The organism is Chromobacterium phragmitis, assembly GCF_003325475.1.
GTDB lineage: Bacteria > Pseudomonadota > Gammaproteobacteria > Burkholderiales > Chromobacteriaceae > Chromobacterium > Chromobacterium phragmitis.
Genome location: NZ_CP029495.1, coordinates 2,886,072 through 2,908,269 on the forward strand (window position 1 = coordinate 2,886,072; position 22,198 = coordinate 2,908,269).

General features: G+C 65.4%; 25 protein-coding genes. 15 read left to right on the top strand and 10 right to left on the bottom strand.

Annotation, left to right across the window (positions count from 1 at the left end; genetic code table 11):
• Positions 1-3 precede the first annotated feature (3 nt).
• Genes corA through DK842_RS13825 form a run of 3 tightly spaced genes read left to right on the top strand, consistent with a single transcriptional unit; the run spans position 4 to position 1,541 of the window.
• Positions 4-1,068, top strand: coding sequence for a magnesium/cobalt transporter CorA (corA, locus tag DK842_RS13815; protein ID WP_114061960.1), 1,065 nt, complete (start codon positions 4-6; stop codon positions 1,066-1,068).
• Between the two features lie 51 nt (positions 1,069-1,119).
• A complete protein-coding gene (locus tag DK842_RS13820) occupies positions 1,120-1,353 on the top strand; it encodes a DUF1902 domain-containing protein (protein ID WP_114061961.1) in 234 nt (77 codons plus the stop codon).
• A gap of 35 nt (positions 1,354-1,388) precedes the next feature.
• The gene (locus DK842_RS13825; RefSeq protein WP_198414540.1) at positions 1,389-1,541 is read left to right on the top strand and encodes a hypothetical protein; all 153 of its coding nucleotides are present in this window, start codon (positions 1,389-1,391) and stop codon (positions 1,539-1,541) included.
• Positions 1,542-1,587: 46 nt separating this feature from the next.
• Here the strand turns inward: DK842_RS13825 and pncA are convergent, their stop codons facing one another.
• Entirely contained in the window at positions 1,588-2,220 is a 633-nt protein-coding gene (gene pncA, locus DK842_RS13830; protein ID WP_114061962.1) for a bifunctional nicotinamidase/pyrazinamidase, read from the bottom strand.
• Between the two features lie 126 nt (positions 2,221-2,346).
• Here pncA and DK842_RS13835 point away from each other — a divergent pair, with 126 nt between their 5' ends.
• Both DK842_RS13835 and DK842_RS13840 read left to right on the top strand, forming a co-directional pair.
• A complete protein-coding gene (locus DK842_RS13835; RefSeq protein ID WP_114061963.1) occupies positions 2,347-4,692 on the top strand; it encodes a heavy metal translocating P-type ATPase in 2,346 nt (781 codons plus the stop codon).
• A gap of 39 nt (positions 4,693-4,731) precedes the next feature.
• Complete coding sequence (locus tag DK842_RS13840; protein ID WP_114063743.1) at positions 4,732-4,941, top strand: heavy-metal-associated domain-containing protein; 210 nt, start codon at positions 4,732-4,734, stop codon at positions 4,939-4,941.
• A gap of 48 nt (positions 4,942-4,989) precedes the next feature.
• On the opposite strand, the gene DK842_RS13845 is transcribed toward DK842_RS13840, so the two are convergent.
• Entirely contained in the window at positions 4,990-5,307 is a 318-nt protein-coding gene (locus tag DK842_RS13845) for a DUF190 domain-containing protein (RefSeq protein WP_114061964.1), read from the bottom strand.
• Between the two features lie 19 nt (positions 5,308-5,326).
• Positions 5,327-6,094, bottom strand: a complete 768-nt coding sequence (locus tag DK842_RS13850; protein WP_114061965.1) for a 3',5'-cyclic-nucleotide phosphodiesterase — start codon at positions 6,092-6,094, stop codon at positions 5,327-5,329.
• A 155-nt stretch (positions 6,095-6,249) separates the two neighbouring features.
• Here DK842_RS13850 and DK842_RS13855 point away from each other — a divergent pair, with 155 nt between their 5' ends.
• Positions 6,250-8,115, top strand: a complete 1,866-nt coding sequence (locus DK842_RS13855; protein WP_114061966.1) for a S9 family peptidase — start codon at positions 6,250-6,252, stop codon at positions 8,113-8,115.
• A 49-nt stretch (positions 8,116-8,164) separates the two neighbouring features.
• Here the strand turns inward: DK842_RS13855 and DK842_RS13860 are convergent, their stop codons facing one another.
• The 3 genes from DK842_RS13860 to DK842_RS13870 form a co-directional block, all read right to left on the bottom strand.
• Positions 8,165-8,851 (bottom strand): amino acid ABC transporter permease, encoded by a 687-nt coding sequence (locus DK842_RS13860; protein ID WP_114061967.1) that lies wholly within the window; start codon positions 8,849-8,851, stop codon positions 8,165-8,167.
• Positions 8,848-9,588 carry an amino acid ABC transporter permease gene (locus DK842_RS13865; RefSeq protein ID WP_114061968.1) on the bottom strand — a complete coding sequence of 247 codons (741 nt, stop codon included), beginning with the start codon at positions 9,586-9,588 and terminating at the stop codon, positions 8,848-8,850. Before DK842_RS13865 ends, DK842_RS13860 begins: the two co-directional genes overlap by 4 nt.
• Positions 9,589-9,664: 76 nt before the next feature.
• A complete protein-coding gene (locus tag DK842_RS13870) occupies positions 9,665-10,468 on the bottom strand; it encodes an ABC transporter substrate-binding protein (RefSeq protein WP_114061969.1) in 804 nt (267 codons plus the stop codon).
• A 25-nt stretch (positions 10,469-10,493) separates the two neighbouring features.
• On the opposite strand from DK842_RS13870, the gene DK842_RS23040 reads away from it, so the two are divergent.
• The 8 genes from DK842_RS23040 to DK842_RS13905 all read left to right on the top strand — a co-directional run bounded on the left by DK842_RS23040 (position 10,494) and on the right by DK842_RS13905 (position 17,027).
• Complete coding sequence (locus DK842_RS23040; protein ID WP_145964038.1) at positions 10,494-10,721, top strand: hypothetical protein; 228 nt, start codon at positions 10,494-10,496, stop codon at positions 10,719-10,721.
• Between the two features lie 158 nt (positions 10,722-10,879).
• Positions 10,880-11,491, top strand: coding sequence for a CDP-alcohol phosphatidyltransferase family protein (locus tag DK842_RS13875; protein WP_114061970.1), 612 nt, complete (start codon positions 10,880-10,882; stop codon positions 11,489-11,491).
• Positions 11,484-12,431 (top strand): phosphatidate cytidylyltransferase, encoded by a 948-nt coding sequence (locus DK842_RS13880; protein WP_198414541.1) that lies wholly within the window; start codon positions 11,484-11,486, stop codon positions 12,429-12,431. The genes DK842_RS13875 and DK842_RS13880 overlap by 8 nt, the downstream gene beginning before the upstream one ends.
• A 4-nt stretch (positions 12,432-12,435) precedes the next feature.
• Positions 12,436-13,092, top strand: coding sequence for a lysophospholipid acyltransferase family protein (locus DK842_RS13885; protein WP_114061971.1), 657 nt, complete (start codon positions 12,436-12,438; stop codon positions 13,090-13,092).
• Between the two features lie 5 nt (positions 13,093-13,097).
• Positions 13,098-14,891: a bifunctional alpha/beta hydrolase/class I SAM-dependent methyltransferase gene (locus DK842_RS13890; protein ID WP_114061972.1), complete on the top strand. Its 1,794-nt coding sequence runs from the start codon at positions 13,098-13,100 to the stop codon at positions 14,889-14,891.
• Positions 14,888-16,204 (top strand): phosphatase PAP2/dual specificity phosphatase family protein, encoded by a 1,317-nt coding sequence (locus DK842_RS13895; protein WP_114061973.1) that lies wholly within the window; start codon positions 14,888-14,890, stop codon positions 16,202-16,204. The genes DK842_RS13890 and DK842_RS13895 overlap by 4 nt, the downstream gene beginning before the upstream one ends.
• Positions 16,201-16,605, top strand: a complete 405-nt coding sequence (locus DK842_RS13900; RefSeq protein WP_114061974.1) for a hypothetical protein — start codon at positions 16,201-16,203, stop codon at positions 16,603-16,605. Before DK842_RS13895 ends, DK842_RS13900 begins: the two co-directional genes overlap by 4 nt.
• The gene (locus DK842_RS13905; RefSeq protein WP_145964039.1) at positions 16,590-17,027 is read left to right on the top strand and encodes a hypothetical protein; all 438 of its coding nucleotides are present in this window, start codon (positions 16,590-16,592) and stop codon (positions 17,025-17,027) included. Before DK842_RS13900 ends, DK842_RS13905 begins: the two co-directional genes overlap by 16 nt.
• Positions 17,028-17,100: 73 nt before the next feature.
• Here DK842_RS13905 and lgt read toward each other — a convergent pair whose 3' ends face one another.
• Entirely contained in the window at positions 17,101-17,952 is an 852-nt protein-coding gene (gene lgt / locus DK842_RS13910) for a prolipoprotein diacylglyceryl transferase (RefSeq protein ID WP_114061976.1), read from the bottom strand.
• 197 nt (positions 17,953-18,149) lie between these two features.
• Here lgt and ilvD point away from each other — a divergent pair, with 197 nt between their 5' ends.
• Complete coding sequence (gene ilvD, locus DK842_RS13915) at positions 18,150-20,006, top strand: dihydroxy-acid dehydratase (RefSeq protein WP_114061977.1); 1,857 nt, start codon at positions 18,150-18,152, stop codon at positions 20,004-20,006.
• Positions 20,007-20,164: 158 nt separating this feature from the next.
• Here the strand turns inward: ilvD and DK842_RS13920 are convergent, their stop codons facing one another.
• The 3 genes from DK842_RS13920 to DK842_RS13930 all read right to left on the bottom strand — a co-directional run bounded on the left by DK842_RS13920 (position 20,165) and on the right by DK842_RS13930 (position 22,110).
• Positions 20,165-20,485, bottom strand: a complete 321-nt coding sequence (locus DK842_RS13920) for an SMR family transporter (RefSeq protein ID WP_021476982.1) — start codon at positions 20,483-20,485, stop codon at positions 20,165-20,167.
• Entirely contained in the window at positions 20,482-20,850 is a 369-nt protein-coding gene (locus tag DK842_RS13925; protein WP_114061978.1) for a DMT family transporter, read from the bottom strand. Before DK842_RS13925 ends, DK842_RS13920 begins: the two co-directional genes overlap by 4 nt.
• Positions 20,851-21,015: 165 nt before the next feature.
• On the bottom strand, positions 21,016-22,110 hold the full coding sequence (locus DK842_RS13930; protein ID WP_114061979.1) for an AAA family ATPase: 1,095 nt from the start codon (positions 22,108-22,110) through the stop codon (positions 21,016-21,018).
• Positions 22,111-22,198 lie beyond the last annotated feature (88 nt).

Sequence of the window (22,198 nt, forward strand, 5' to 3'; positions counted from 1 at the left end):
GCCATGCGCCATCCGGAACTGAAGGAAAGATTGCCCACGCTGGGCGAGCAGCCGGGCAGCCTGCTGTCGGTCGGCGAGGCGAAGCACGCAGGCACCTCGCTGGCGATGTTCGACTTCGGCCCGGAAGACATGGCCGAGGTGGAGGATTTCCCCATCGCCGACCTGGCCGCCTACCGCCGCCGCGGCGATGTGCTGTGGCTCAATGTCTACGGGCTCAGCGATGCCGCCGCCATCCAGGCGATAGGCGAGCGCTTCGGCCTGCACCCGCTGGTGCAGGAGGATATCCTCAACGCGCGGCAGCGGCCCAAGCTGGAAGATTACGACGACTACCTGTTCCTGGCCTGCCGCGTGTTCGACTATCACCAGGGCGGGCGGCTGCAGTCGGACCAGATGTACCTGGTGCTGGGCGACGGCTTCGTGCTGACCTTCCAGGAAAAGCCCACCGGAGTGTTCGAACCGGTGCGCGAGCGGCTGCGCAAGGGCAGGGGCGCGCTGCGCCGGCGCGGCGCCGACTACCTGGCCTACTCGCTGCTGGACGCCATCATCGACGACTACTTCGGCGTGCTGGGCCAATTCAACGACAGGGTGGAGCGCGCAGACGGCCAGCTGCTGGCCGGCCGCGACACCGGCGTGCTGCGTCAGATCCAGAGGTTGAAGCGCGATTGCCTGAAGCTCAGGCGGGCGCTGCTGCCGCTGCGCGAGGCGCTGTTGTCGCTGAACCGCGGCGACGACGAGCGCTTCGGCGACGATACCCGCGTTTATCTGCGCGATGCTTACGACCATGTGGTGCATGTGCTGGAATCGCTGGAAATGAACCGGGAAATGGTGGGGGACATGATGGATCTCTACCTGTCCACCCAGTCGCATCGGCTCAACCTGCAGATGCGGGTGTTGACGGTCATCACCATGATCTTCATGCCGCTGACGCTGATCGCCGGCATCTACGGCATGAATTTCGAGAACATGCCGGAGCTGAAGTGGCACTACGGCTACTATATCGTGCTGCTGGCGATGGGCGGCATTTCCGCCGGCATGGGCTGGTGGTTCTGGCGGCGGCGGTGGATTTGAAGCTAGGTCTTGGCAGGCTATTGATTCGAATGAGAATGGCGGGAGAGCGACATGAAGCCGTTTTCGGTTCATGCGATCTGGGATGGCGAAGCCGGGGTCTGGGGCGCAAGCAGCAAAGATGTGCGCGGGCTGGTTGCAGAAGCGTCGACTTGGGAGGCACTGGTCGCCATGCTAAAGGCGCGCATTCCGGAGCTGCTGGAGTTGAATGGTCAACTATTGCCCGAGGGAGAGATTCGTTTTCGTCTGAAATCAGAACAAGTCTCGACCGAGGTCATTTGTGACTGACTTTACCGCTGCGGTAAAGAAAAAGCTGAAAGAGCATGGCTGCAGCTTTGATCGCCAAGGGAAAGGCGATCATGAAATCTGGCACAGCCCTCATCACGCAAACGAAATTTCCAGTGGATGGCAGCATCAGATCCTGGCATGCCGCCAGTGAGATCATCAAGCAGGCCGGAATCTTCTACCATTTCTGAGCGAGATCCATGCAAATCAGCCGGCATTGTGCCGGCTGATTCCATTTCACACCTCGTCCGAGCGCAGCCGCTTGACGCCGGCCTGGCGCATTTGGGCCCAGGCTTCTATGAGAGAGCCGTTTATGTCTATCGCGCGGCAGGCATCCTCCACCACGAAGGTTTCGAGGCCGGCGGCGCGGGCATCGATGGCGCTCCAGGCGACGCAGAAATCGGTGGCGAGGCCCGCCAGCCATACTTTTTTCACGCCCAGCGCGTTCAGGCAGCCGGCCAGGCCGGTCGTGGTGGCGCGGTCGGCTTCGACGAAGGCGGAGTAGCTGTCCACCTTGGCGTGGATGCCCTTGCGCACGATCAGCCGCGCATGGGCGGTTTCCAGCTCCGGGTGGAAGTCGGCGCCGGGGCTGCCGGCCACGCAGTGATCGGGCCACAGCGTCTGCGGGCCGTAGGGCAAGTCCACGCTCTGGAAGGGCCGCACGCCGGCGTGGCTGCTGGCGAACGAGATATGCCCGGCCGGGTGCCAGTCCTGGGTCAGCACCACGTTTTCGAACAGCAGCGACAGGTGGTTGATCAAGGGCGCCACCTCGTCTCCGCCCGGCACGGCCAGCTCGCCGCCGGGACAGAAACTGTTCTGCACATCCACCACCAGCAATGCGCAGTCGGCACCATAACGTTTCAGGGGCATGGGACTACCTTGTTGTTGACTTCATCCACCTTGTTAACACGGCGGCAGTCTCCGGTAAAGCGGGAAGCGATTGCCGCCGCTTGCTTTTGATACCCATGGGGGGTATAAAGGGCGAAGGAGGATGCGATGACACAATCCCTGCTGACCCTGCCGGTCGCCGGCATGAGCTGCGCCGCCTGCGCCGCGCGAATCGAAAAGCAGCTGAACCGAATGGACGGCGTGGAAGCCGCGGTGAGTTTCGCCAATGAAAGCGCCCAGCTGCGCTACGACCCGGAGCGAACCGACCCGGGCAAACTGGTGGACGCCATCGTCCGTTGCGGTTTCGACGTGCCGCGGCAAACGCTGGAGCTGGCGATAGGCGGGATGAGCTGCGCCGCTTGCGCCGCCCGGCTGGAGAAGGCGTTGAACCGCTTGCCCGGCGTGGAGGCCAGCGTCAATTTCGCCGCCGAATCGGCGCGGGTATCCTATCTGCCGGGCGTGATCGGTCGCGAGCGGGTATGGGAGGCGGCGCGCAAGGCGGGCTTCCAGCCTTCGCTGCGGGAGGAAGGGCATGGCGAGGCCGAAGCGGCCGCGCGGTATCGGCGCGAGCTGGCCTGGTTCGCCGCGTCCGCGTTGCTGACGCTGCCGTTCATGGCGGAGATGGCGATGATGTTCGCCGGCGGCCACCACGGCTGGCTGCCCAGGATGTGGCAACTGGCGCTGGCGACGCCGGTGCAGTTCGTCGTCGGCTGGCGTTTCTATCGCGGCGCCTGGCAGGCGTTGCGCGGCGGCGTCGCCAATATGGATGTGTTGGTGGCGCTGGGCACCAGCATGGCCTGGTTGTTGTCGGCGGTGGTCACGCTGTGGAATCTGGAGGACCAGCACGTGTATTTCGAAGCCAGCGCGGCGGTGATCACGCTGGTGTTGCTGGGCAAGCTGCTGGAGGCGAGGGCCAAGGGCAAGACTTCGGCGGCGATCGCCGCGCTGGTGAAGCTGGCGCCCAGGACCGCCCGCGTCGAGCGCGGCGGCGAGCTGATCGAGGTGGCGGTGGACCAACTGCAACGCGGCGACGTGGTGGTGGTTCGCCACGGCGACAGCTTGCCGGTTGACGGCGAGGTGGTGGAAGGCCAGGCCTGGCTGGACGAGAGCATGCTGACCGGCGAGAGCCGGCCGGTGGCCAAGCAGGCGGGAGACAAGGTGTACGCCGCCACCCGCAACCAGGACGGCATGCTCAAGGTGCGCGCCACCGGCGTGGGCGAGGAAACCCAGTTGGCCGAGATCGTGCGCATGGTGGCGGCGGCCCAGGGCAGCAAGGCGCCGATCCAGCGGCTGGCCGACCGCATTTCGGCGGTGTTCGTGCCGGCGGTCAGCGCGGTGGCGCTGCTGACTTTCCTGCTGATGGGCTGGCAAGACGGAGACTGGGCGCGGGCCTTGATCCACGCGGTGGCGGTGCTGGTGATCGCGTGCCCGTGCGCGTTGGGATTGGCCACGCCGACCGCGGTGATGGTGGGCGTGGGCAACGGCGCGCGCCGGGGCATATTATTCCGCAACGCGGCGGCGCTGGAGCAGGCGGGCAAGGTGGGTGTGCTGTTGGTGGACAAGACCGGGACCTTGACCGAGGGGCGGCCCACGCTGCGCCACGCGCTGGCGCTGGATGGCGGCGAAGACCGGCTGATCCAGCTGGCGGCCAGCGCCGAGGCCGGTTCCGAACATCCGCTGGCCCATGCCTTGTTGCAGCGAGCGAAAGAATTGGAACTGCCGCTGCTGACTTGCGAGCGCTTCCGCGCCGACGTCGGCAACGGCGTCGAGGCGGCTCTGCCCGGCGTGGGCGTCATCAGGGTGGGCGTGCCGTCCTGGATCGGCCTGGATCTGCCGGCAGAGGCGGCGGCCTGGCCGCTGGAGGGCAATACGGTGGTAGCGGTCAGTCTGGACGACCAGCCGTTGGGCCTGCTGGCCTTGGCCGATCCCCTGCGCGACAGCTCCAAGGCCGCGGTGGCCGCGTTGCGAGGCCTGGGCGTCAAGGTGGTGATGCTGACCGGCGACCATGAGGCCACCGCGCGCAGCATCGCCGCCGAAGCCGGCATCGCCGAGTGGCGCGCCGGCATGAAGCCGCAAGACAAGGCCGATGTGGTCAAATACTGGCAACAGCAAGGCTGCAAAGTGGCGATGCTGGGGGACGGCGTCAACGACGCGCCGGCGCTGGCGGCGGCCGACGTCAGCCTGGCGATGGGCGCCGGCTCCGACGTGGCCATCGCCGCCGCCGACATCACGCTGATGCACGGCGATCTGGCGCACGCGGTGGACGCTATCCGCTTGTCGCGAGCCAGCTTGGCCAAAATCCGCCAGAACCTGGCCTTCGCTTTCGTCTACAACGTGCTGGGCATTCCCTTGGCGGCCGTCGGCATGCTGAATCCGGTGATCGCCGGCGCGGCGATGGCGGCGAGCTCGGTGTCGGTAGTGTCCAACTCGCTGTTGTTGCGCCGCTGGCGCTGAAACACTCAACCTAACCTTACCCGAACGATGGAGATGAACATGGCGGACGTGATCCTGAATATTGACGGCATGACCTGCGGCGGCTGCGTGAAGAGCGTGACCGGCCTGTTGAGCGGCATGGCGGGCGTCAGCGACGCTCAAGTCAGCCTGGAAGACAAGCAGGCGCGCGTGGCTTATGACGCCGAGGTGGTGTCGCCGCAGGAGCTGGCGGCGGCGGTGGCGGACGCCGGCTTCGATGTGACGTTCTGACGAGGTCGGCCGCGGCCGGCGCCGATCCGGCCGTCGGCCGCGCCTGGCTCAGTTTTCGCCCAGCATGCCGTACTCCACCGGCGTTTTCACGTAGAACACCTTGACGCCTTCGCCGCGCAGCCGGTCCAGCAGCATGTCCGCTTCCGCCGCGCTGAGGGCCATCGTCACCTCCTCAGGCTGGTCGGCCAGCTCGAAAAAGCGTGCGGCGTGGATGCGGCGGTCGCCGCCGAAGCCTTCGCTGGCGGCGAACAGCGTCGCGCCGCCTATGCCCAGCCGCCGGGCTTCCTGCAAGATCCATTCCGCCAGCGGCACGCCGTGGTGGCGATGCCCCTGCTGGGTGAAGAAAGACAGTTGGTAGCCTTGCATTGTTTTCCCCCCGATTGATTCAAAGTTCGATCAGCGCGCCTTCCTTCAGCCTGGCGACATGCAGTCCGGGCGGCGCCTGCCGCAGCATCTGCTCGATCAGGGCGTCTCTGCAGCCGGGATCGCCGTGAGACAGCCACAGATGGGCGTTGGGCGGCAGGTCGGCCAGCAGCGGCGCCAGCAGGGACGGGGTCATGTGCCCTTGCCGCATCGCCTCCTGCAGATGTTCGTCGCTATAGGTCACTTCGCAGATCACGTCGGTCAGCGAAGGCACGCCGCATACCCAGTGCCAGAAGGCCGGGCAGGGGCCGGAGTCGCCGCTGAAGGCCATCGCCCGCCACGGGCCCTCCACCAGCCATCCCAGAGCCGGCACGCTGTGCTGGGCCGGCAGCGCGGTGGCCATGCCCTCTACCAGCGGCACCGCGTCGCCCACCTCCACCGGAACCAGTTTTACCCAGGGACGGTCGGAAGAGGGCGTTTGGGTGTAGTCGGGCCATAGCTTGCCGTTGAACAGGTTCTGGCGCAGCGCGTCCAGTGTTTCGGCCAGGCCGTAAACCTCGATGCCGGGCCCTTGGCGGCAGGCATGGGCGTCGGCCAGCAGCGGCAGCAGGCCGCAATGGTCGATGTGGCCGTGGCTGAGCAGCACGCGCCGCACGGCCAGCAGCTCTTCCTCGGCCAGGCTGGCGCAGCCGGTGCCGCAATCGATCAGCGTGTCGCCGCCTATCTGGAAGCAGGTGGTCTGGCCTGGCTGGCCGATACAGGCGGACGCGCCCAATATCCGGATGTGCATGAGGGTCTCCCGGACCGCTTTGGCTGAATTGTAGCCCTTGGCCGGCGTGTCGGGCTGGCATTTGTTTGGCATGTTGATGGTCCGGCATGCCGGTTTTATGATGTCGCGACGCCTGCCGGCCGCTTGCCGGCCAGGCTCGATCAAAGGGGGTGGCAATGAAAGTGCAGATGCTGGCGGCGGCGACCGCCGCGGTTTTGGCGAGCTCCGCCTCGGCGGCGGAGATACCGTTGCGCGACTTTTTCCGCAATCCGGAGCAGAGCCATTTCACCGTGTCGCCAGGCGGCGGCAGCGTGGCTTTCCTCGCGCCGTGGGCGTCGCGCCGCAACATCGTGGTGCGCCGTCCGGGCAAGCCGGATCAGCGCGTCACTTCGGTGAAGGACCGGGATCTCGCCGGTTATTTCTGGAAGGGCGACAAGCGTCTGGTTTACGTCAAGGACAACGGCGGCGATGAGAACTTCCACCTGTACAGCGTGGATCTGGACAGCGGCAAGACCCGCGACCTGACGCCGTTTCCCGGCGTGCGCGCGGAGATTGTCGACGGCTTGATCGACAACGACGACCAGCTCTTGATCAGCCTGAACAAGCGCGATCCCGAGGTGTTCGACGTTTACCGCATCGATCTGAAAACCGGAAGGATGAAGCTGGAGGCGAAGAACCCGGGCAGGGTGACCGGCTGGGAAACCGATCATGCCGGCAATGTCCGCATCGCCATCGAAACCGACGGCGTCAACAACACCGTGCTGTACCGCGACAAGCCGGGCGGCAAGTTCCGCAAGCTGCTCACCACCAATTTCCGCGAAAGTTTCTCGCCGCTGTTTTTCACTTTCGACAACCAGCGTTTCTACGCCGCCAGCAATCTGGGCCGCGACAAGACCGCCATCGTCGAATACGACCCCAAGACCGGCAAGGAGGTGAGGGAGGTCTACGCCCGCGCCGACGTGGATGTGGACGGTTTGAGCTACTCGCGCAAGCGCAAGGCGATCACCTGCGCCAGCTATGAGACCGACAAGCCGGGGCGGGAATGCTTCGACCCCGTCTCGCGCGAGCTGTACGCCAGGCTGCAGTCCCATTTCCCGGGCTACCAGGTGGATATCCAGTCCGCCGATCGCGACGAAAGCCGTTTCGTGGTGGCCGCGTGGAACGACAAGACCCAGGGCAAGCGCTACCTTTACGACAGCAAGACGAGGCAGTTCGCGCTGTTGGCCGACATCGCGCCGTGGCTGCCGGAGGACAGGATGGCCTCGGTCAAGCCCATCCAGTACCAGAGCCGGGATGGTCTGACCATACACGGCTACTTGACGCTGCCCAAGGGCAAGGAGGCGGCCAAGGGGCTGCCAGTGATCGTCAATCCGCACGGCGGGCCGTGGGCGCGGGACAGCTGGGGTTTCAATCCAGAGGCGCAGTTCTTCGCCAGCCGGGGCTGGGCGGTGCTGCAGATGAATTTCCGCGGCTCCACCGGCTACGGGCGCCAATTCTGGGAGGCTTCGTTCAAGGAATGGGGCGGCAAGATGCAGGACGACGTCACCGACGGCGTGAGCTGGCTGGTCAAGGAAGGCGTGGCCGATCCCAAGAGAGTGTGCATTTACGGCGGAAGCTACGGCGGTTACGCCACGCTGGCCGGCATCGTCAAGACGCCTGAGCTGTACCGCTGCGCGGTGGATTATGTCGGGGTGTCCAACCTGTTCACTTTCATGACCACCATTCCGCCGTACTGGAAGCCGATGCTGGACTCGATGTACGAGATGGTGGGCCATCCGGACAAGGACAAGGCGCTGTTGCGCGAGCGCTCGCCGGTATTCCATGTCGACCGCATCCAGGCGCCGTTATTGGTGCTGCAGGGGGCCAAGGACCCGCGCGTCAACATCAACGAATCCAACCAGATCGTGGACGCGCTGAAGAAGCGCGGCGTGGAGGTCGAATACCTGGTCAAAGAGAACGAAGGCCACGGTTTCCACAACGAGGAGAACCGGTTCGACGCCTACGCCGCGATGGAGCGTTTTTTCAAGAAGCACCTGGATTGAGCGCGATGCTTCGCGCCGCCAGCGGCCCGCGCGAAAGCGCGGGCTTTTTTCATGCCGGCGCGGGCCGCCAGCGCCGCGCCCCCCAATGCCCCAGCCACTGCAGCAGGCCGCACAGCAGCAGGTAGCCCGCGGCGATGGCGCTGAAGATTTCCAGCGGATACACCTGCTCGCGGTTGTTGACCTGGGTGGCGACGAAGGTGAACTCGGCGACGCCGACGATATAGGCCAGCGAGCTGTCTTTCAGCAGCGATACCCACTGGTTGACGAAGGAGGGCAGCATGATGCGCAGCGCCTGCGGCAGGATCAGCCAGCGCAGCGTCTGCCAGCGGGTGAAGCCCAGCGCCAGCCCAGCCATCCATTGACCGCGGCCCACCGCCGTCAGGCCGGCCAGCACCGCCTGGCCCAGATAGGCCGAGTGGATCAGCGCCAGCGCCAGGATCACCGTCAGCATGCCGGGGATGTCGACGCCGAACAGCAGCGGCAGCAGGAAATAGCACCAGAAGATCAGCATCAGCACCGGGATCGCGCGCAGCACGGCGGTGGCGGCCATCAGCGCGCGGCGCAGCGCCGGCCCGCCCATCAGTTGGGCGATGCCCAGCGCCAGGCCCAGCCCGCTGGCCAGCAATGCCGCGGCCAGGCTCAAGAAAGCGGTCAGCAGCAGGCCGCCCGGCTCTCCGCCAGCCGCATTGCCCCAAAGCAGATAGTCCAGGTTGTCCAGTATCACGGCCGGAATCATCGCAGCGTCCTCCAGGCCGGTTCCGGCCGCTGGGCCAGCAACTGGGTGATCAACACCAGGATCAGATACAGCGCGGTGGCGGCGGCGAAGGACTGGAAGGCCAGCAGCGTCTCGGTCTCCACCTGGCGAGAGGCGTAGGAGAGCTCGGCCAGGCCGATGGCCATGGTCAGCGAGGTGTTCTTGACGATGGCGGTGTACTGGCCGACCAGCGGCCGCTTCACCAGCTGCCAGGCTTGCGGCAGCACCACCAGGCGCAACGCTTGCCAGCCGCTCATGCCCAGCGCGCGCGCCGCCAGCCGCTGGCCCTTGGCCACGGCGTTGAGGCCGGCCTGCAGCTCGCCGCTGATGAAGGCGGCGCTGTACAGCGTCAGCGCGGTGAAGGCGGCCAGGAATTCGAACGACGGCCAGGGCAGGGTCAGATCGAACAGCAAGGCCAGCGCGCGCGGCGTGTTCAGCCAGATTTTAGCCTCGTCCGGCAGCAGGCCGGACACGCCGAAATACCACAAGAGCAGCTGCACCATCAGCGGCGTGTTGCGGTGCAGGCCCTGCCAGGCGCGGACGGCCAGCCGCAGCGGCCGCCACGGCGAATCCAGAAAGGCGGTGAGCGCGATGCCGAGCAGGCTGGCGGCGAATATCACCAGCAGCGACAGCCAGCCGGTGAGCAGCGCGCCCTTGCCCAGCCAGACGAGGTAATGCGGCTCCAGCCAATTGTGGCCGAGCCAGGTGGGTGGGGTCATGCGGAGTTCTCTCTACAGCGTAAAACGGCAAAACCGCCGGCGGGGGCCGGCGGTTGCGGATGGGACGGACCGGCGATCAGGCCGCGTCGCCGATCTTGAAGTCGCGCGGCAGCGGGGCCTTGGTCTTGGGGCCGAACCAGTGGTCGTAGATCTTGGCCGCGTCGCCGCTCTTTTCCAGTTCGCGCAGCGTCTCGTTCACCACCTTGGTCAGCCGCGCCTCGCCCTTGGGCAGGCCGATGGCCTGGAATTCGCGGGTCAGCGTGAACGGCGCCAGTTCGTACTTGGCCTTGTCCGGCGCGTTGGCCAACAGCGCGGCCAGCTTGGAGCCGTCCTGGGTGATGGCCTGGACGTTGCCGTTGCGCAGCGCGGTGAAGGCGAGCGGGGTGTCGTCATACGCCACCACGGTGGTCTTCGGATACTTGTCGCGCAGGTACACTTCCTGGGTGGTGCCCTTGTCCACGCCTACGCGCAGGCCGGCCAGCTGCTCCGGCTTCTGCAGCGCGCCCTTGCGGACGATGAACTGCTGGCCGGAGGCGAAGTAGGGCAGGCTGAAGTCCACTTGCTTCTTGCGCTCGTCGGTGACGGTGAAGTTGGCGGCCACGAGGTCGGCCTTGCCGGACACCAACAGCGGCACGCGGTTGGCCGGGTTGGTCGGGATCAGTTGCAGCTTCACGCCCAGCTTCTTGGCGATGCGCTGCGCCACGTCCACGTCCAGGCCGGAAATCTGGCGGGTTTTGGCATCGAGGAAGCCGAACGGCGGGTTGCTGTCGAAGGCGGCGACGCGCAGCACGCCGGCTTTCTTGATGTCGTCCAGGCGGTCGGCCAGGGCGGCGGTGGAGGTCAGGGCGACCGCGAGAGCGAGTGCGAGTGTGTTTTTCATGGCGAGCCTTGTCAGGATTATTCGAATGGCTGAGGTGGATGGCGGAATAATATCCGAACAGGTTAATTCCGTAAAATTATTAAAAATTTATTCAATATTCTTTTTGTTTGTATCGAAAGGGGAGCGCTTGGCGGGAAGTACCGATTTGCAACAGTCAAAACCAGAAGAGAATCGCAGGCGCGGTTGCTTGGGGAAAGCCGTGAGGCGCTTGATTTTTTTGGGGGTGTGGGAAGACTTGATGAGGCTTATTTAAAAAAGAGCGCGGCGTGGAAAAATACCCGATATGCGGTGAAAATTTTTGCGATATCCCGACAGTCATCTAGAATATCAAGTTTTTATGTTCCGCTAATTTTCCCCCGCCTTTATAGACATTGAGATCCGCCTGTCGGACGAAGAGCACCTTTTCAGATCATGGTCAGCATTTATCAATTGAAGTCCCGCTTTCAGCAGCTGCTGCGCCCCTTGCTCGGCGCGCTGGTCAAACTGGGCATCCGCGCCAATCACGTCACCTTGTTCGCCATGCTGTCTTCCTTCGCTTACGGCTTGTGGCTGTGGCGGGATGTCGGCAGCCCCTTGCCCTGGGCGCTGTTGCCCTTATTCCTGTTCTTGCGCATGGCGCTGAACGCGATAGACGGCATGCTCGCGCGCGAATACGGCCAGCAATCGAGGCTGGGCGGGATGCTCAACGAGGCGGGCGACGTGGTGTCGGACGCCGCCTTGTACCTGCCATTCGCGCTGATCGCGCCGACGCCGCTGCTGGCTGTGCTGTGCGTGCTGTTGGCGTTCCTGACCGAATACATCGGCGTGCTGGGGCCCATGCTGGGCGCGGCGCGCCGCTATGACGGGCCGTTCGGCAAGAGCGACCGCGCTTTCGCCTATGGCTTGTGCGCCTTGCTGCTGGCCTGGCGGCCGCAATGGGCGGCGCATGCCGACGGGGTGTTCGCTGCCGGGCTGGTTCTGTTGTTGATGACCTGCGCCAACCGAGCCCGGGCCATTCTGGCCGAAGGAGAAAACCGTGTTTAAGCCTGTCCTGCCCCCGCCGCTGTTGTACGCGCTGGGCGGAGTGTTCCTGTTGTTGGTGGTCGCCACCGCCGTCATCGCCCTGCTGGAGAAGAGCAAGCCCGAGAAAAACTGGCTGGAGCTGAAGCTGCGGGTGCGCACCTGGTGGTGGATCGTCGGTTTCTTTTCCTTGACGCTGCTGGGCAATGTGACGCTGGCGCTGGCGGTGTTCGGCATCATCAGCTTCCTGGCGCTGAAAGAGTACCTGACGCTGTGCTCCACCCGCAGCGCCGACCACCTGGTGCTGTTCTGGGCCTATCTGAGCATCCCGCTGCAGTACTACTGGCTGAGCATCCACTGGTACGGCATGTTCATCGTCTTCATCCCGGTGTACGCCTTCCTGTTCGTGCCGATGCGCATGGTGCTGATAGGCGAAACCCAGGGTTTCCTGAAGGCCGCGGCTTCGCTGCAATGGGGGCTGATGATCTGCGTGTTCTGCCTCAGCCATATGGCGGGGGTGCTGACGCTGCCGCAACTGACCAAGATCGGCGAGCCGGGCCAGGGCGCGATGCTGCTGTTCTACCTGGTGGCGCTGACCCAGCTCAACGACGTGGCCCAGTATTTGTGGGGCAAGGCGATAGGCCGGCGCAAGGTGGCGCCCAAGGTCAGCCCCAACAAGACGCTGGGCGGCTTCTTGGGCGGCGCGGCCACCACCAGCCTGCTCGGCTGGGCGCTGGGGCCGGCGCTGACGCCGTTCAGCCCGCTGCACGCGGCGATGGCCGGCTTGTTGATCGGCTCCATGGGCTTCATCGGCGACATCGTCATCTCCGCGGTGAAGCGCGACATCGGCGTCAAGGATTCCGGCAGGCTGCTGCCAGGGCATGGCGGGGTGCTGGACCGGCTGGATTCGCTGACCTACACCGCGCCCTTGTTCTTCCATTTCGTCCATTACCTGTATTTCTAAGCCGATGAATCGTTTGCTCCGCATCTTGTTCGCGCTGCTGCTGGCCCGTCCGGTGGTGAGGCTGTGGTTCGGCGTCACCGTGCGGCATCCGCAGCGGCTGCCGTTCAAGGGACCGGCCATCGTGGTGGCCAACCACAACAGCCACCTCGATATCCTGGCGTTGTACAGCCTGTTTCCGCTGGGGTTGATCCCCAATGTCCAGCCGGCCGCCGCCGCCGATTATTTCCTGCGCAACCGCCTGTTCGCCTGGTTCGCCACCCGGGTGGTCGGCATCATTCCGGTGGTGCGCGGCGGCGTGGCCAAGGGCATGGACCCGCTGGAAGGCTGCCGCCAGGCGCTGGCGGACGGCCGCATCCTGATCCTGTTCCCGGAAGGCACGCGCGGCGAGCCGGAAGCGCTGTCCGAGATCAAATCCGGCATCTGGTATCTGTCCCGCGACTTTCCCGATGTGCCGGTGGTGCCGGTCTATCTGCACGGACTGGGCCGGGCGATGGGGCGCGGCCAGTGGCTGCCGATCCCGTTCTTCGTCGACGCGGCGGTGGGGCGGCCGCTGCAATGGCTGGAGGACCGGACCGAATTCCGCCAGCGCATCCGCGATGCGCTGCTGCATCTGAAACAGAAAACTCTGCCGGCCGCAGCCGGGCAGGAAGGACAAGGCTAATCATCATGCGACAGGCTCAGGAGCTCAGTTTCGCCTCTTTCGACGGACAACAACTGTTTTACCGGCATTGGCCGGCTTTGGACGCCGGCCGGCGTCCGCGCGCCATCGTGCTGCTGCATCGCGGCCACGAGCATTCCGGCCGGCTGCAGCACCTGGCGGACGAACTGGGCATGCCGGACACGCCTATGTTCGCCTGGGATGCGCGCGGCCATGGCCGCAACGAGGGGCCGCGCGGCTATAGTCCCAGCCTGGGCGCCACGGTGCGGGACCTGGACGCGTTCATCCGCCATCTGTGCCGCAGCCATGGTTTGAAGATCGACGAAATCGTCGTCATCGCCCAGAGCGTGGGCGCGGTGCTGGCGGCGACCTGGGTTCACGATTACGCGCCGCGCGTCCGCGCGCTGCTGCTGGCCTCTCCCGCTTTCAAGGTGAAGCTGTATGTGCCGCTCGCCCGGCCGGGCTTGAAGCTGCTGTACAAGCTGCGCGGCAATTTCTTCGTCAATTCCTATGTCAAGGCGCGCTTTCTCAGCCACGATCCGGAACGCATCGCGTCTTACGACAGCGACCCGCTGATCACCCGGCCGATTTCCGCCAACATCCTGTTGGCCTTGTACGATACCGCCGAGCGCATCGTCGCCGACGCCGGCGCCATCACCGTGCCGACCCAGTTGCTGGTGTCTGGGGCGGATTTCGTCGTCCACAAGGGGCCGCAGCACACTTTCTTCAATCGTCTGGGCAGCCCGCTGAAGGAGATGCACGAGCTGCCGGGCTTTTATCATGACACGCTGGGCGAGCGCGACCGCGCGTTGGCATTGGACAAGATCCGCGCCTTCATCGCCAGGGTGGAGGCGAGCCCGGCCGAGGCGGATCTGACGCGGGCCGACCAGGGCGGCTACACCGCCGCCGAGTTTCAGCGCTTGCAACAGCCTAGGCCGTGGTGCTCGCCGCGGCGCTGGAATTTCGCGCTGACGCGTTTGACCCTGGCCACGGTAGGACGCTTGTCCGCCGGCATTCGTCTGGGCTGGCAAACCGGTTTCGATTCCGGCAGCACGCTGGATTACGTCTATCGCAATCAAGCAGAGGGCTTGACGCCGATAGGCAGATTGGGCGATCGCGCTTACCTGGACAGCGTGGGCTGGAAGGGCATACGCCAGCGCAAGCTGAATCTGGAGGCGCTGATCGCCGACGCGGCCGGCCGGCTGCGGGAAGCCGGCGCGCCGGTGCGCGTCGTCGACATCGCCGCAGGGCATGGCCGCTACATTCTGGACGCGATAGGCGCTTTGGGCGGCGCGGTGGAGCACGCGCAGCTGCGCGACTACAGCGAGATCAACGTCGAGGCCGGCCGCGCCTTGATACGCGAGCGCGGCCTGGAAGGGAAGGCGCGTTTCGACAAGGGCGACGCTTTCGACCGAGCCGATCTGGCCGCCTTGCAGCCCGCGCCGACTCTGGCCGTGGTGTCAGGCCTGTACGAACTGTTTCCGCAGAACGAGCCGATACGCCAGTCGCTTGCCGGGTTGGCCGAGGCGGTGCCGCCGGGCGGCTACCTGGTCTATACCAACCAGCCCTGGCACCCGCAACTGGAACTGATCGCCCGCACGCTGACCAGCCATCGCGGCGGCGAAGACTGGATCATGCGCCGGCGCACCCAGCAGGAAATGGATCAATTGGTGGCCGCCGCCGGCTTCGAGAAACTGGAGCAGCGGATAGACGAATGGGGGGTATTCACCGTCAGCCTGGCCAGGCGGGCCGGCTCAGCCGACCAGACAGAAGCGCGGGCGGCGGAAAGCGCCGGCGCATGAGCGTGGCTGGGGAGAGGCGTCCCTGGCGGCTGGCCTGCTTGTGGCTGCTGATCCTGGGACCGGGTTTTTTTCTGCTCTACGGCGCGGCCAACGAGTACGCGGCCAGCCTGCCGCCGGAGAGGGTGGGCAATCTCGCCATGGCCTGGGAACGCCATATTCCGCTGTGGCCATGGACCATCGCGCCGTACTGGAGCATAGACCTGCTGTATGGCCTGTCCCTGTTTCTGTGCGCGAGCAGGCGGGAGTTGAATGTCCATGCGATGAGGCTGCTGGCGGTCACCGCGCTGTCTTGCCTGTGTTTTGTTCTGTTCCCGCTGCGCTTCGGTTTCGACAGGCCGCCGCTGGATGGCGTCTTCGGCCAGCTGTTCCAGCTGCTGATGGGTTTCGACAAGCCGTTCAACCAGGCTCCTTCGCTGCACATCGGCTTGCTGACGGTGTTGTGGCTGCGCTACTGGCAACATGTGCCGCCCCGGTGGCGCTGGCTGCTGCATGGCTGGTTCGCGTTGATCGGCGTGTCCGTGCTGACGACCTGGCAACATCATTTCTGGGATGTTCCCAGCGGTTTCGCGCTGGCGGTTCTGGTTTGCTACGCGCTGCCGATGGAGGCGGGTGGCCGGCGGCGCGCGCAGGCGCGACGGCGCAGCCACCGTTTGGCCGCGCGCTACGGACTGGCTGCCGCCGCTTGCCTGGCTGGCGCATGGACGGCGGGAGGCTGGGGGTGGCTGCTATATTGGCCGGCCGCATCCCTGGCCTTGCCTGCCTTGGGATATCTGGGGCTTGGGCCGTCGGTGATGCAAAAACAGGGTGGTTGTCGTCGATTCTCCGCCCGCGTGCTGCTGTGGCCATATAGCCTGGCGGCCGGTCTGTGCCACCGTTATTTCCTGCGCAGCCTGCCTGGCGCGGAGGAGATCGCGCCGGGCGTCTGGCTGGGGCCGATCTCCGCCGCGGAGGAAAAACGTTTTGCCGCCGTGTTGGACCTGGCCGCCGAGTATGATAGGCGAGCGCATGTCCATGCGGCCTACGAGAGCGTGCCGCTGCTGGATTTGCTGTTGCCTTGCGTCGACGATTTGAGCCGGGCCGTCCATGCGTTGGAGCGTTTGCGCGTCGAAGCGCCTGGCCCTTTGCTGGTGCATTGCGCCTTGGGACTGACCCGCAGCGCGACGGTGGCCTTGGCCTGGCTGGTGGCATCGGGCCGCGCGGCATCATTGGCCGAGGCCAGAGCCTTGCTGAGCCAGCGCCGGCAGCGCGTGGAATTGAGCGAGAGCCAATATGCGCAGCTAGCCGAGCTATGCGCGAAACTGGAGCCGCTATGAGCCCGGATGATCTCTCTCAGGCGCGGCTGAGCGCCGCCGCCCTCTCTTCCTGCCGCTGGCTGTGCTGGCCTTCTCCAGTTCTGTTGTTGGTGCTGGCTTTGCTCAAGGGAGGGGCGATCTGGCTGCCTGCCTGCGCGCTCGCCGCGCTATGGCAGGCTTGGTTGAGCTGGCGCCTGCAGCTGGATGCCGGCATTTTGCGGACGATGAGTGGCGAGGCGGACTTGGCGCAACTGGATTGCGCGTTGGCCAGGCTGTTTGGCAAAAGGAACGGCGCCGGGCGCTCGTTCGAGGAAAGACAGCGCGGCATGGCTGGTTTATTGCGCCGAGTGTTGATCGCTACGGCCTTGTGCTGGGGCTTGGCTTTGGCCGGCCTGACGTATTGCGCGTGGCGCGCGATATAGGCGGATGGGGTGGGGCGCTTTCAGCTTTACAAGGAAGGGGAGGGCGCAAAGCCGATGAGCTCGCGCTGGTGGATGAATATCGGCGTTTGCAATGGATGGAGTGGTTGCTGGACAAGAAAGCCGGTTCGATATACTCCGATTTCATGGGTGAGCTGAAGGGCACCGGTTGTGTTGATGGCAGCAGTCCGCCGCCGCAGTCTCCGATTTACATTTACGCCGGCCTGCGCGGCAGCCATTCCGCCTTGGATCGGGTGGGGAGAGCCCTGCTGGCGTCGGAGGATGGCGCGGCCAGGAGCGCGGGGCAACAGATGCGGGACTGCGCGCATCAGGTGATGCCGGAGTTGTTCAGCGAAGAAGGCCGGCCCGCAAAACCGACTGACGCGTTTGCCGATGGAGATGCCCGCTTTTCGCGTCATTCCTGAGCATGAAAAAAGCGCCGCTTCCCTAAAATGGGGACGGCGCTTTTCGCTTCGGCTGGAAACGGGGAAACAGGCCTCAGGCCGCTTTGCGCTTGCCGAAGAACACCAACAGCGCCACGCCGATGACGATCATCGGCAGGCTCAGCCACTGGCCCATGCTGATCACGTCGGACTTGCCGAAAATGCCGGCGTCCGGGTTGCGGAAGTACTCGCTGACGAAGCGGGCCAGGCCGTAGCCGATCAGGAACACCGCCGACACCTTGCCGGTGGCGCGCGGCTTGGCGCTGTAGATCCACAGCGCGCCGAACAGCACGATGCCCTCGAGCGCGAACTCGTACAGCTGCGACGGGTGGCGCAGCAGGCCGCCGTACTGCATCAGCATGTTCATCAGATCGGCCGATTGCTGCGCCTCGCCGATGTCTTCCATGCGCGCCTGCGGGAACAGCATGGCCCAGGGCAGGTCCGGGCTGGCCACGCGGCCCCACAGCTCGCCGTTGATGAAGTTGCCGACGCGGCCGGCCGCCAGGCCCAGCGGCACCAGCGGCGCGACGAAGTCGGTCAGTTGCCAGAAGCCGCGGCCCACCTTGCGGCCGTAGATCGCCACCGCGATCAGCACGCCGAGGAAGCCGCCATGGAAGGACATGCCGCCTTTCCACACCATGAAGATTTCCAGCGGATGGCTGAAATAGTAGCCGGGCTGGTAGAACAGCACTTCGCCCAGGCGGCCGCCGACCACCACGCCGACCGCGCCGTACATCAGCATGTCGTCCAACTGCGGCACGGTGAGCACGTCGTTGCCGTTTTTCAGGCGGTACTTGCCCATGGTGAGGAACAGGGCGAAGCCCAGCAGGTACATCAGGCCGTACCAATGAACGGCCAGCGGGCCCAGGTGGATGGCCACCGGATCGAACTGAGGATGAATCAGCATTTGTCAGTGATGTGCGTTTGCGGTAAAAGAAATGTGACGAGATTATACGGAAAGCGTTCCCCGCCGTCGCGCCGCTCACCCGCGGCGCTGCGGCACCCTGGTTGGTCCACCCGGCACCCGCGGACCGACCGCCGCCAGCTTACCCTGCTGGCGTGACGGAACGACGACCGGTTTTGCTTACAGATCAAGGACGCACCATGCCTCAATACCGATCCCGCACCTCCACCGCCGGCCGCAACATGGCGGGTGCCCGCGCGCTGTGGCGCGCCACCGGAATGACCGACGCCGATTTCGGCAAGCCCATCATCGCCATCGCCAACTCCTTCACCCAGTTCGTGCCGGGCCACGTGCACCTGCAGAATATGGGCCAGTTGGTGGCGAGAGAGATAGAAAAAGCCGGCGGCGTCGCCAAGGAATTCAACACCATCGCCATCGACGACGGCATCGCCATGGGCCACGGCGGCATGCTGTACAGCCTGCCCAGCCGCGACCTGATCGCCGACAGCGTGGAATATATGGTCAACGCCCACTGCGCCGACGCGCTGGTGTGCATCTCCAACTGCGACAAGATCACCCCCGGCATGCTGATGGCGGCGATGCGTCTGAACATCCCGGTGGTATTCGTGTCCGGCGGACCGATGGAAGCCGGCAAGGTGCAGTGGGGCAACGAGGTGCGCAAGCTGGATCTGGTGGACGCGATGGTGGAGGCCGCCAACAGCGCGGTGTCCGACGCCGACGTCGACCGCGTCGAGCGTTCCGCCTGTCCCACTTGCGGCTCCTGCTCCGGCATGTTCACGGCCAACTCGATGAATTGCCTGACCGAGGCGCTGGGCTTGTCGCTGCCCGGCAACGGCAGCCTGGTGGCCACCCATGCCGACCGCAAGGAACTGTTTTTGAAAGCTGGCCGCCTGATCGTGGAACTGGCCAAGCGCCATTACGAGGGCGAGGACTTCTCCATCCTGCCGCGCGGCATCGCCACCAAACAGGCTTTCGAGAACGCGATGAGCCTGGACGTGGCCATGGGCGGCTCCACCAATACCGTGCTGCATCTGCTGGCCGCCGCCAGCGAGGCGGGCGTGGACTTCAAGATGGCCGACATCGACCGCATCAGCCGCGGCGTGCCCTGTCTGTCCAAGGTGGCGCCAGCGACGCAGAAATACCATATGGAGGACGTGCATCGCGCCGGCGGCGTGATCGGCATCCTGGCCGAGCTGGACCGCGCCGGTCTGATCCACCGCGACGTCGCCACGGTGCACAGCCCGACGCTGGGTTCGGCGCTGGAGCAGTGGGACGTGATGCGCCACGGCGAGGGCAGCGAGCCGCACCGCCTGTTCCGCGCGGCGCCGGGCGGGGTGGCCACCACCATCGCCTTCAGCCAGAGCATGCGCTACCCGACGCTGGACGACGACCGCGCCGATGGCTGCATCCGCGATAAGGCCCATGCCTACTCGCAGGACGGCGGCCTGGCGGTGCTGTACGGCAATATCGCCGAGCGCGGCTGCATCGTGAAGACGGCTGGCGTTGACGAGTCCATCCTCAAATTCACTGGCCGCGCCCGCATCTTCGAAAGCCAGGACGCGGCGGTGGAGGGCATCCTGGCCGACCAGATCGTCGCCGGCGACATCGTCATCATCCGCTACGAAGGCCCCAAGGGCGGTCCGGGCATGCAGGAGATGCTGTACCCGACGTCCTATCTGAAGTCCAAGGGCCTGGGCAAGGCCTGCGCGCTGCTGACCGACGGCCGCTTCTCCGGCGGCACCTCCGGACTCTCCATCGGCCACGCGTCGCCGGAAGCGGCCGAAGGCGGCGCGATCGGCCTGGCGCAAGAGGGCGACACGGTGGAGATCGACATCCCCAAGCGCCGAATCCACTTGGCGGTGTCAGACGAGGAGCTGGCCAAGCGCCGTACCGCGATGGACGCCAGGGGCCGCGACGCCTGGATGCCGGTCGGCCGAGAACGCGCGGTCAGCCCGGCCTTGCGCGCCTACGCGGCGATGACCACCAGCGCCGACACCGGCGCGGTGCGCGATGTGTCTCAAGTCGAACGCAAATAAAAAAGTAGGGTGCGTCACCCCGCCAGGGGCGACGCACCTAAGGCGACGCACCTAATAGCAAGGGGAGGCCGAGCGCCTCCCCTTTTTTTGTTCCAGGCGGGCCTGAAAATTTCGCCGCTGTCCCGTTCGGGACGGTGGAATTTTCGGGCCTGGCTGTGTTAGACGGTGGACAAGGTCACCACCGCCGCCGCGACGATGCCGATGCCGGCCCAGCCTATCGGCTTCAGCTTTTGCTTGTACAGCAGGCGGCCGCCGATGGCGGTGCCGAGAATGCCGATGGAGCCCCACAAGGCGTAGGCGATGGCCAGATCCATGCCTTTCACCGCTTGGCCCAGCAGCGCGAAGGCCAGCCACACCAGCAGAATGGCGCCTATGCCCCAGGCGCGGCGGCGGAAGCCATCGGATTTTTCCAGCATCAGGTTGGCGCCCACTTCTATCAGGGCGGAAGCCAGCACGAATAACAGGTAAACGGTTTTCATGCCGCGGCCTCCTCTTCATGGGTTTCGCCCATCGTCACGCAGACCAGGCCCAGCAGCGCGAGGCCCAGGCCAAGCACTTCCTGCGGCACCAGCTTTTCGCCGAACAGCCAGACGCTGACCGCTGTCAGGCCGACCAGGCCCAAACCTTCCCATACCGCGTAGGCGACGCCGACCGAGATCGCGCGCAGCGCGAGGGACAGCAGGTAGTAGGACAGCGCCAGCGCCAGCGACATCCAGACATAGCCCAGATAGCCGCCGCTGCGGGCGGCGACCGCCATGAACGAGGTGCCGACGATTTCACAGACGATGGCCGCCATCAGGATCAGCCAGGCAACGAGCAAAGGAGAGAAGAATTTTTTACACATAGTGTTGAATAAAATAAACAAGACAGGGGTAGGACCTTGACCATATGGCGGGAGTTCCCCGCATATCGCGTTACTGGATTGGCATATGGGTGAAAATCGGCGAATTTTCTTAAAAATGGGATGCAAAAAAGCCGCCTGGAGGCGGCTTGGCCGATGCGAGGGGCGTCAGTCGTCCCGCAGCAGGGTTTCGCCGTCCTGCTGTGTGAGCTGAAAGGTTTTCAGCGGCCGGTGGCGGCGGATTCGCTCGGCCAGTTCCGGCGAGTGGCTGGTCACCCACAGCTGGCTGTGACGGCTAGCCTCGGCGATCAGCCGCGCCAGCGCCGGCAGCAAGGCCGGGTGCAGGCTGTTTTCCGGTTCGTTCAAGGCCATGAAAGCGGGCGGCCGGGGGCTGAGCAGCGCCACCGCCAGGCACAGAAAGCGCAGCGTGCCGTCGGACAGCTCGGCGGCCTCCAGCGGCCGCAGCAGGCCATCGCGCTGCATCAGCATCTGGAAGCGGCCTTGCTGGGTATCCACCAGGAAGCGGCAATCGGGGAAGGCGTCGGCCAGCATGCTGTCCAGCAGCTCATGGTCGCCGATCTCGACGATGGTCTGGAACGCGGCGGCCAGGTTGGCGCCGTCGTGCGCCAGCACCGGCGAACGGATGCCGACCTGGGGCGCGCGCAAGGGCGAGCCGGGCCAGACGGCGAACTCGTGGTAGAAGCGCCAGTTGCGCAGCGTCTCGCGGACCTGAGACAGTTCCGGGTAGCGATGCGGCTCGGCCAACTGGCCGAAGAGGGACTCCTCGGCGCGCAGGCTGGCCGGGTAGCTGTTCCGCTCGCCTTCCACGCCGCAGAGAAAGGCGGCCTGGTTGCGGCGCTCCAGCAGCAGCGTGGATGGCCGCCGGCCGCGCCCGGCCAGCCACAGGCTTTCCTCCTTCACCAGCGGGTCCAGCGAGAACAGGCTCAGGCTGGGCTCCGGGTAGCCCAGCTGCAGTTCGTAGTCGTAGTCGTCCAGGCGAGCGGACAGGATCATCCGCTTCGGCGCGCGCGCCTTGTCGCCGCGGCGGGCGCCGCCGGCCCACATGGCCTTCTGTACGCCGCCTTCCTCCGCCAGCGCGGCGGACAAGCGGCCTTCTGCGGCGGCGTGCAGCAGGTGAATGGCTTTGTATAGATTGGATTTGCCGCAGCCATTGGCGCCGACGACGATATTGAGCGCGTCAAGCCCCAGCGTCAGTTTGCGTATCGAGCGGAAGCCGGCGAGGCTGAAGCTGTGTATCGGCATGGAATTCGGGTGGGAGAAAAGAAGATCAGACTCTGTTCGCGGCGGCGGGTTCCGGCGCGAGACGCGGGCCGATGAAGCGAGCATGCCT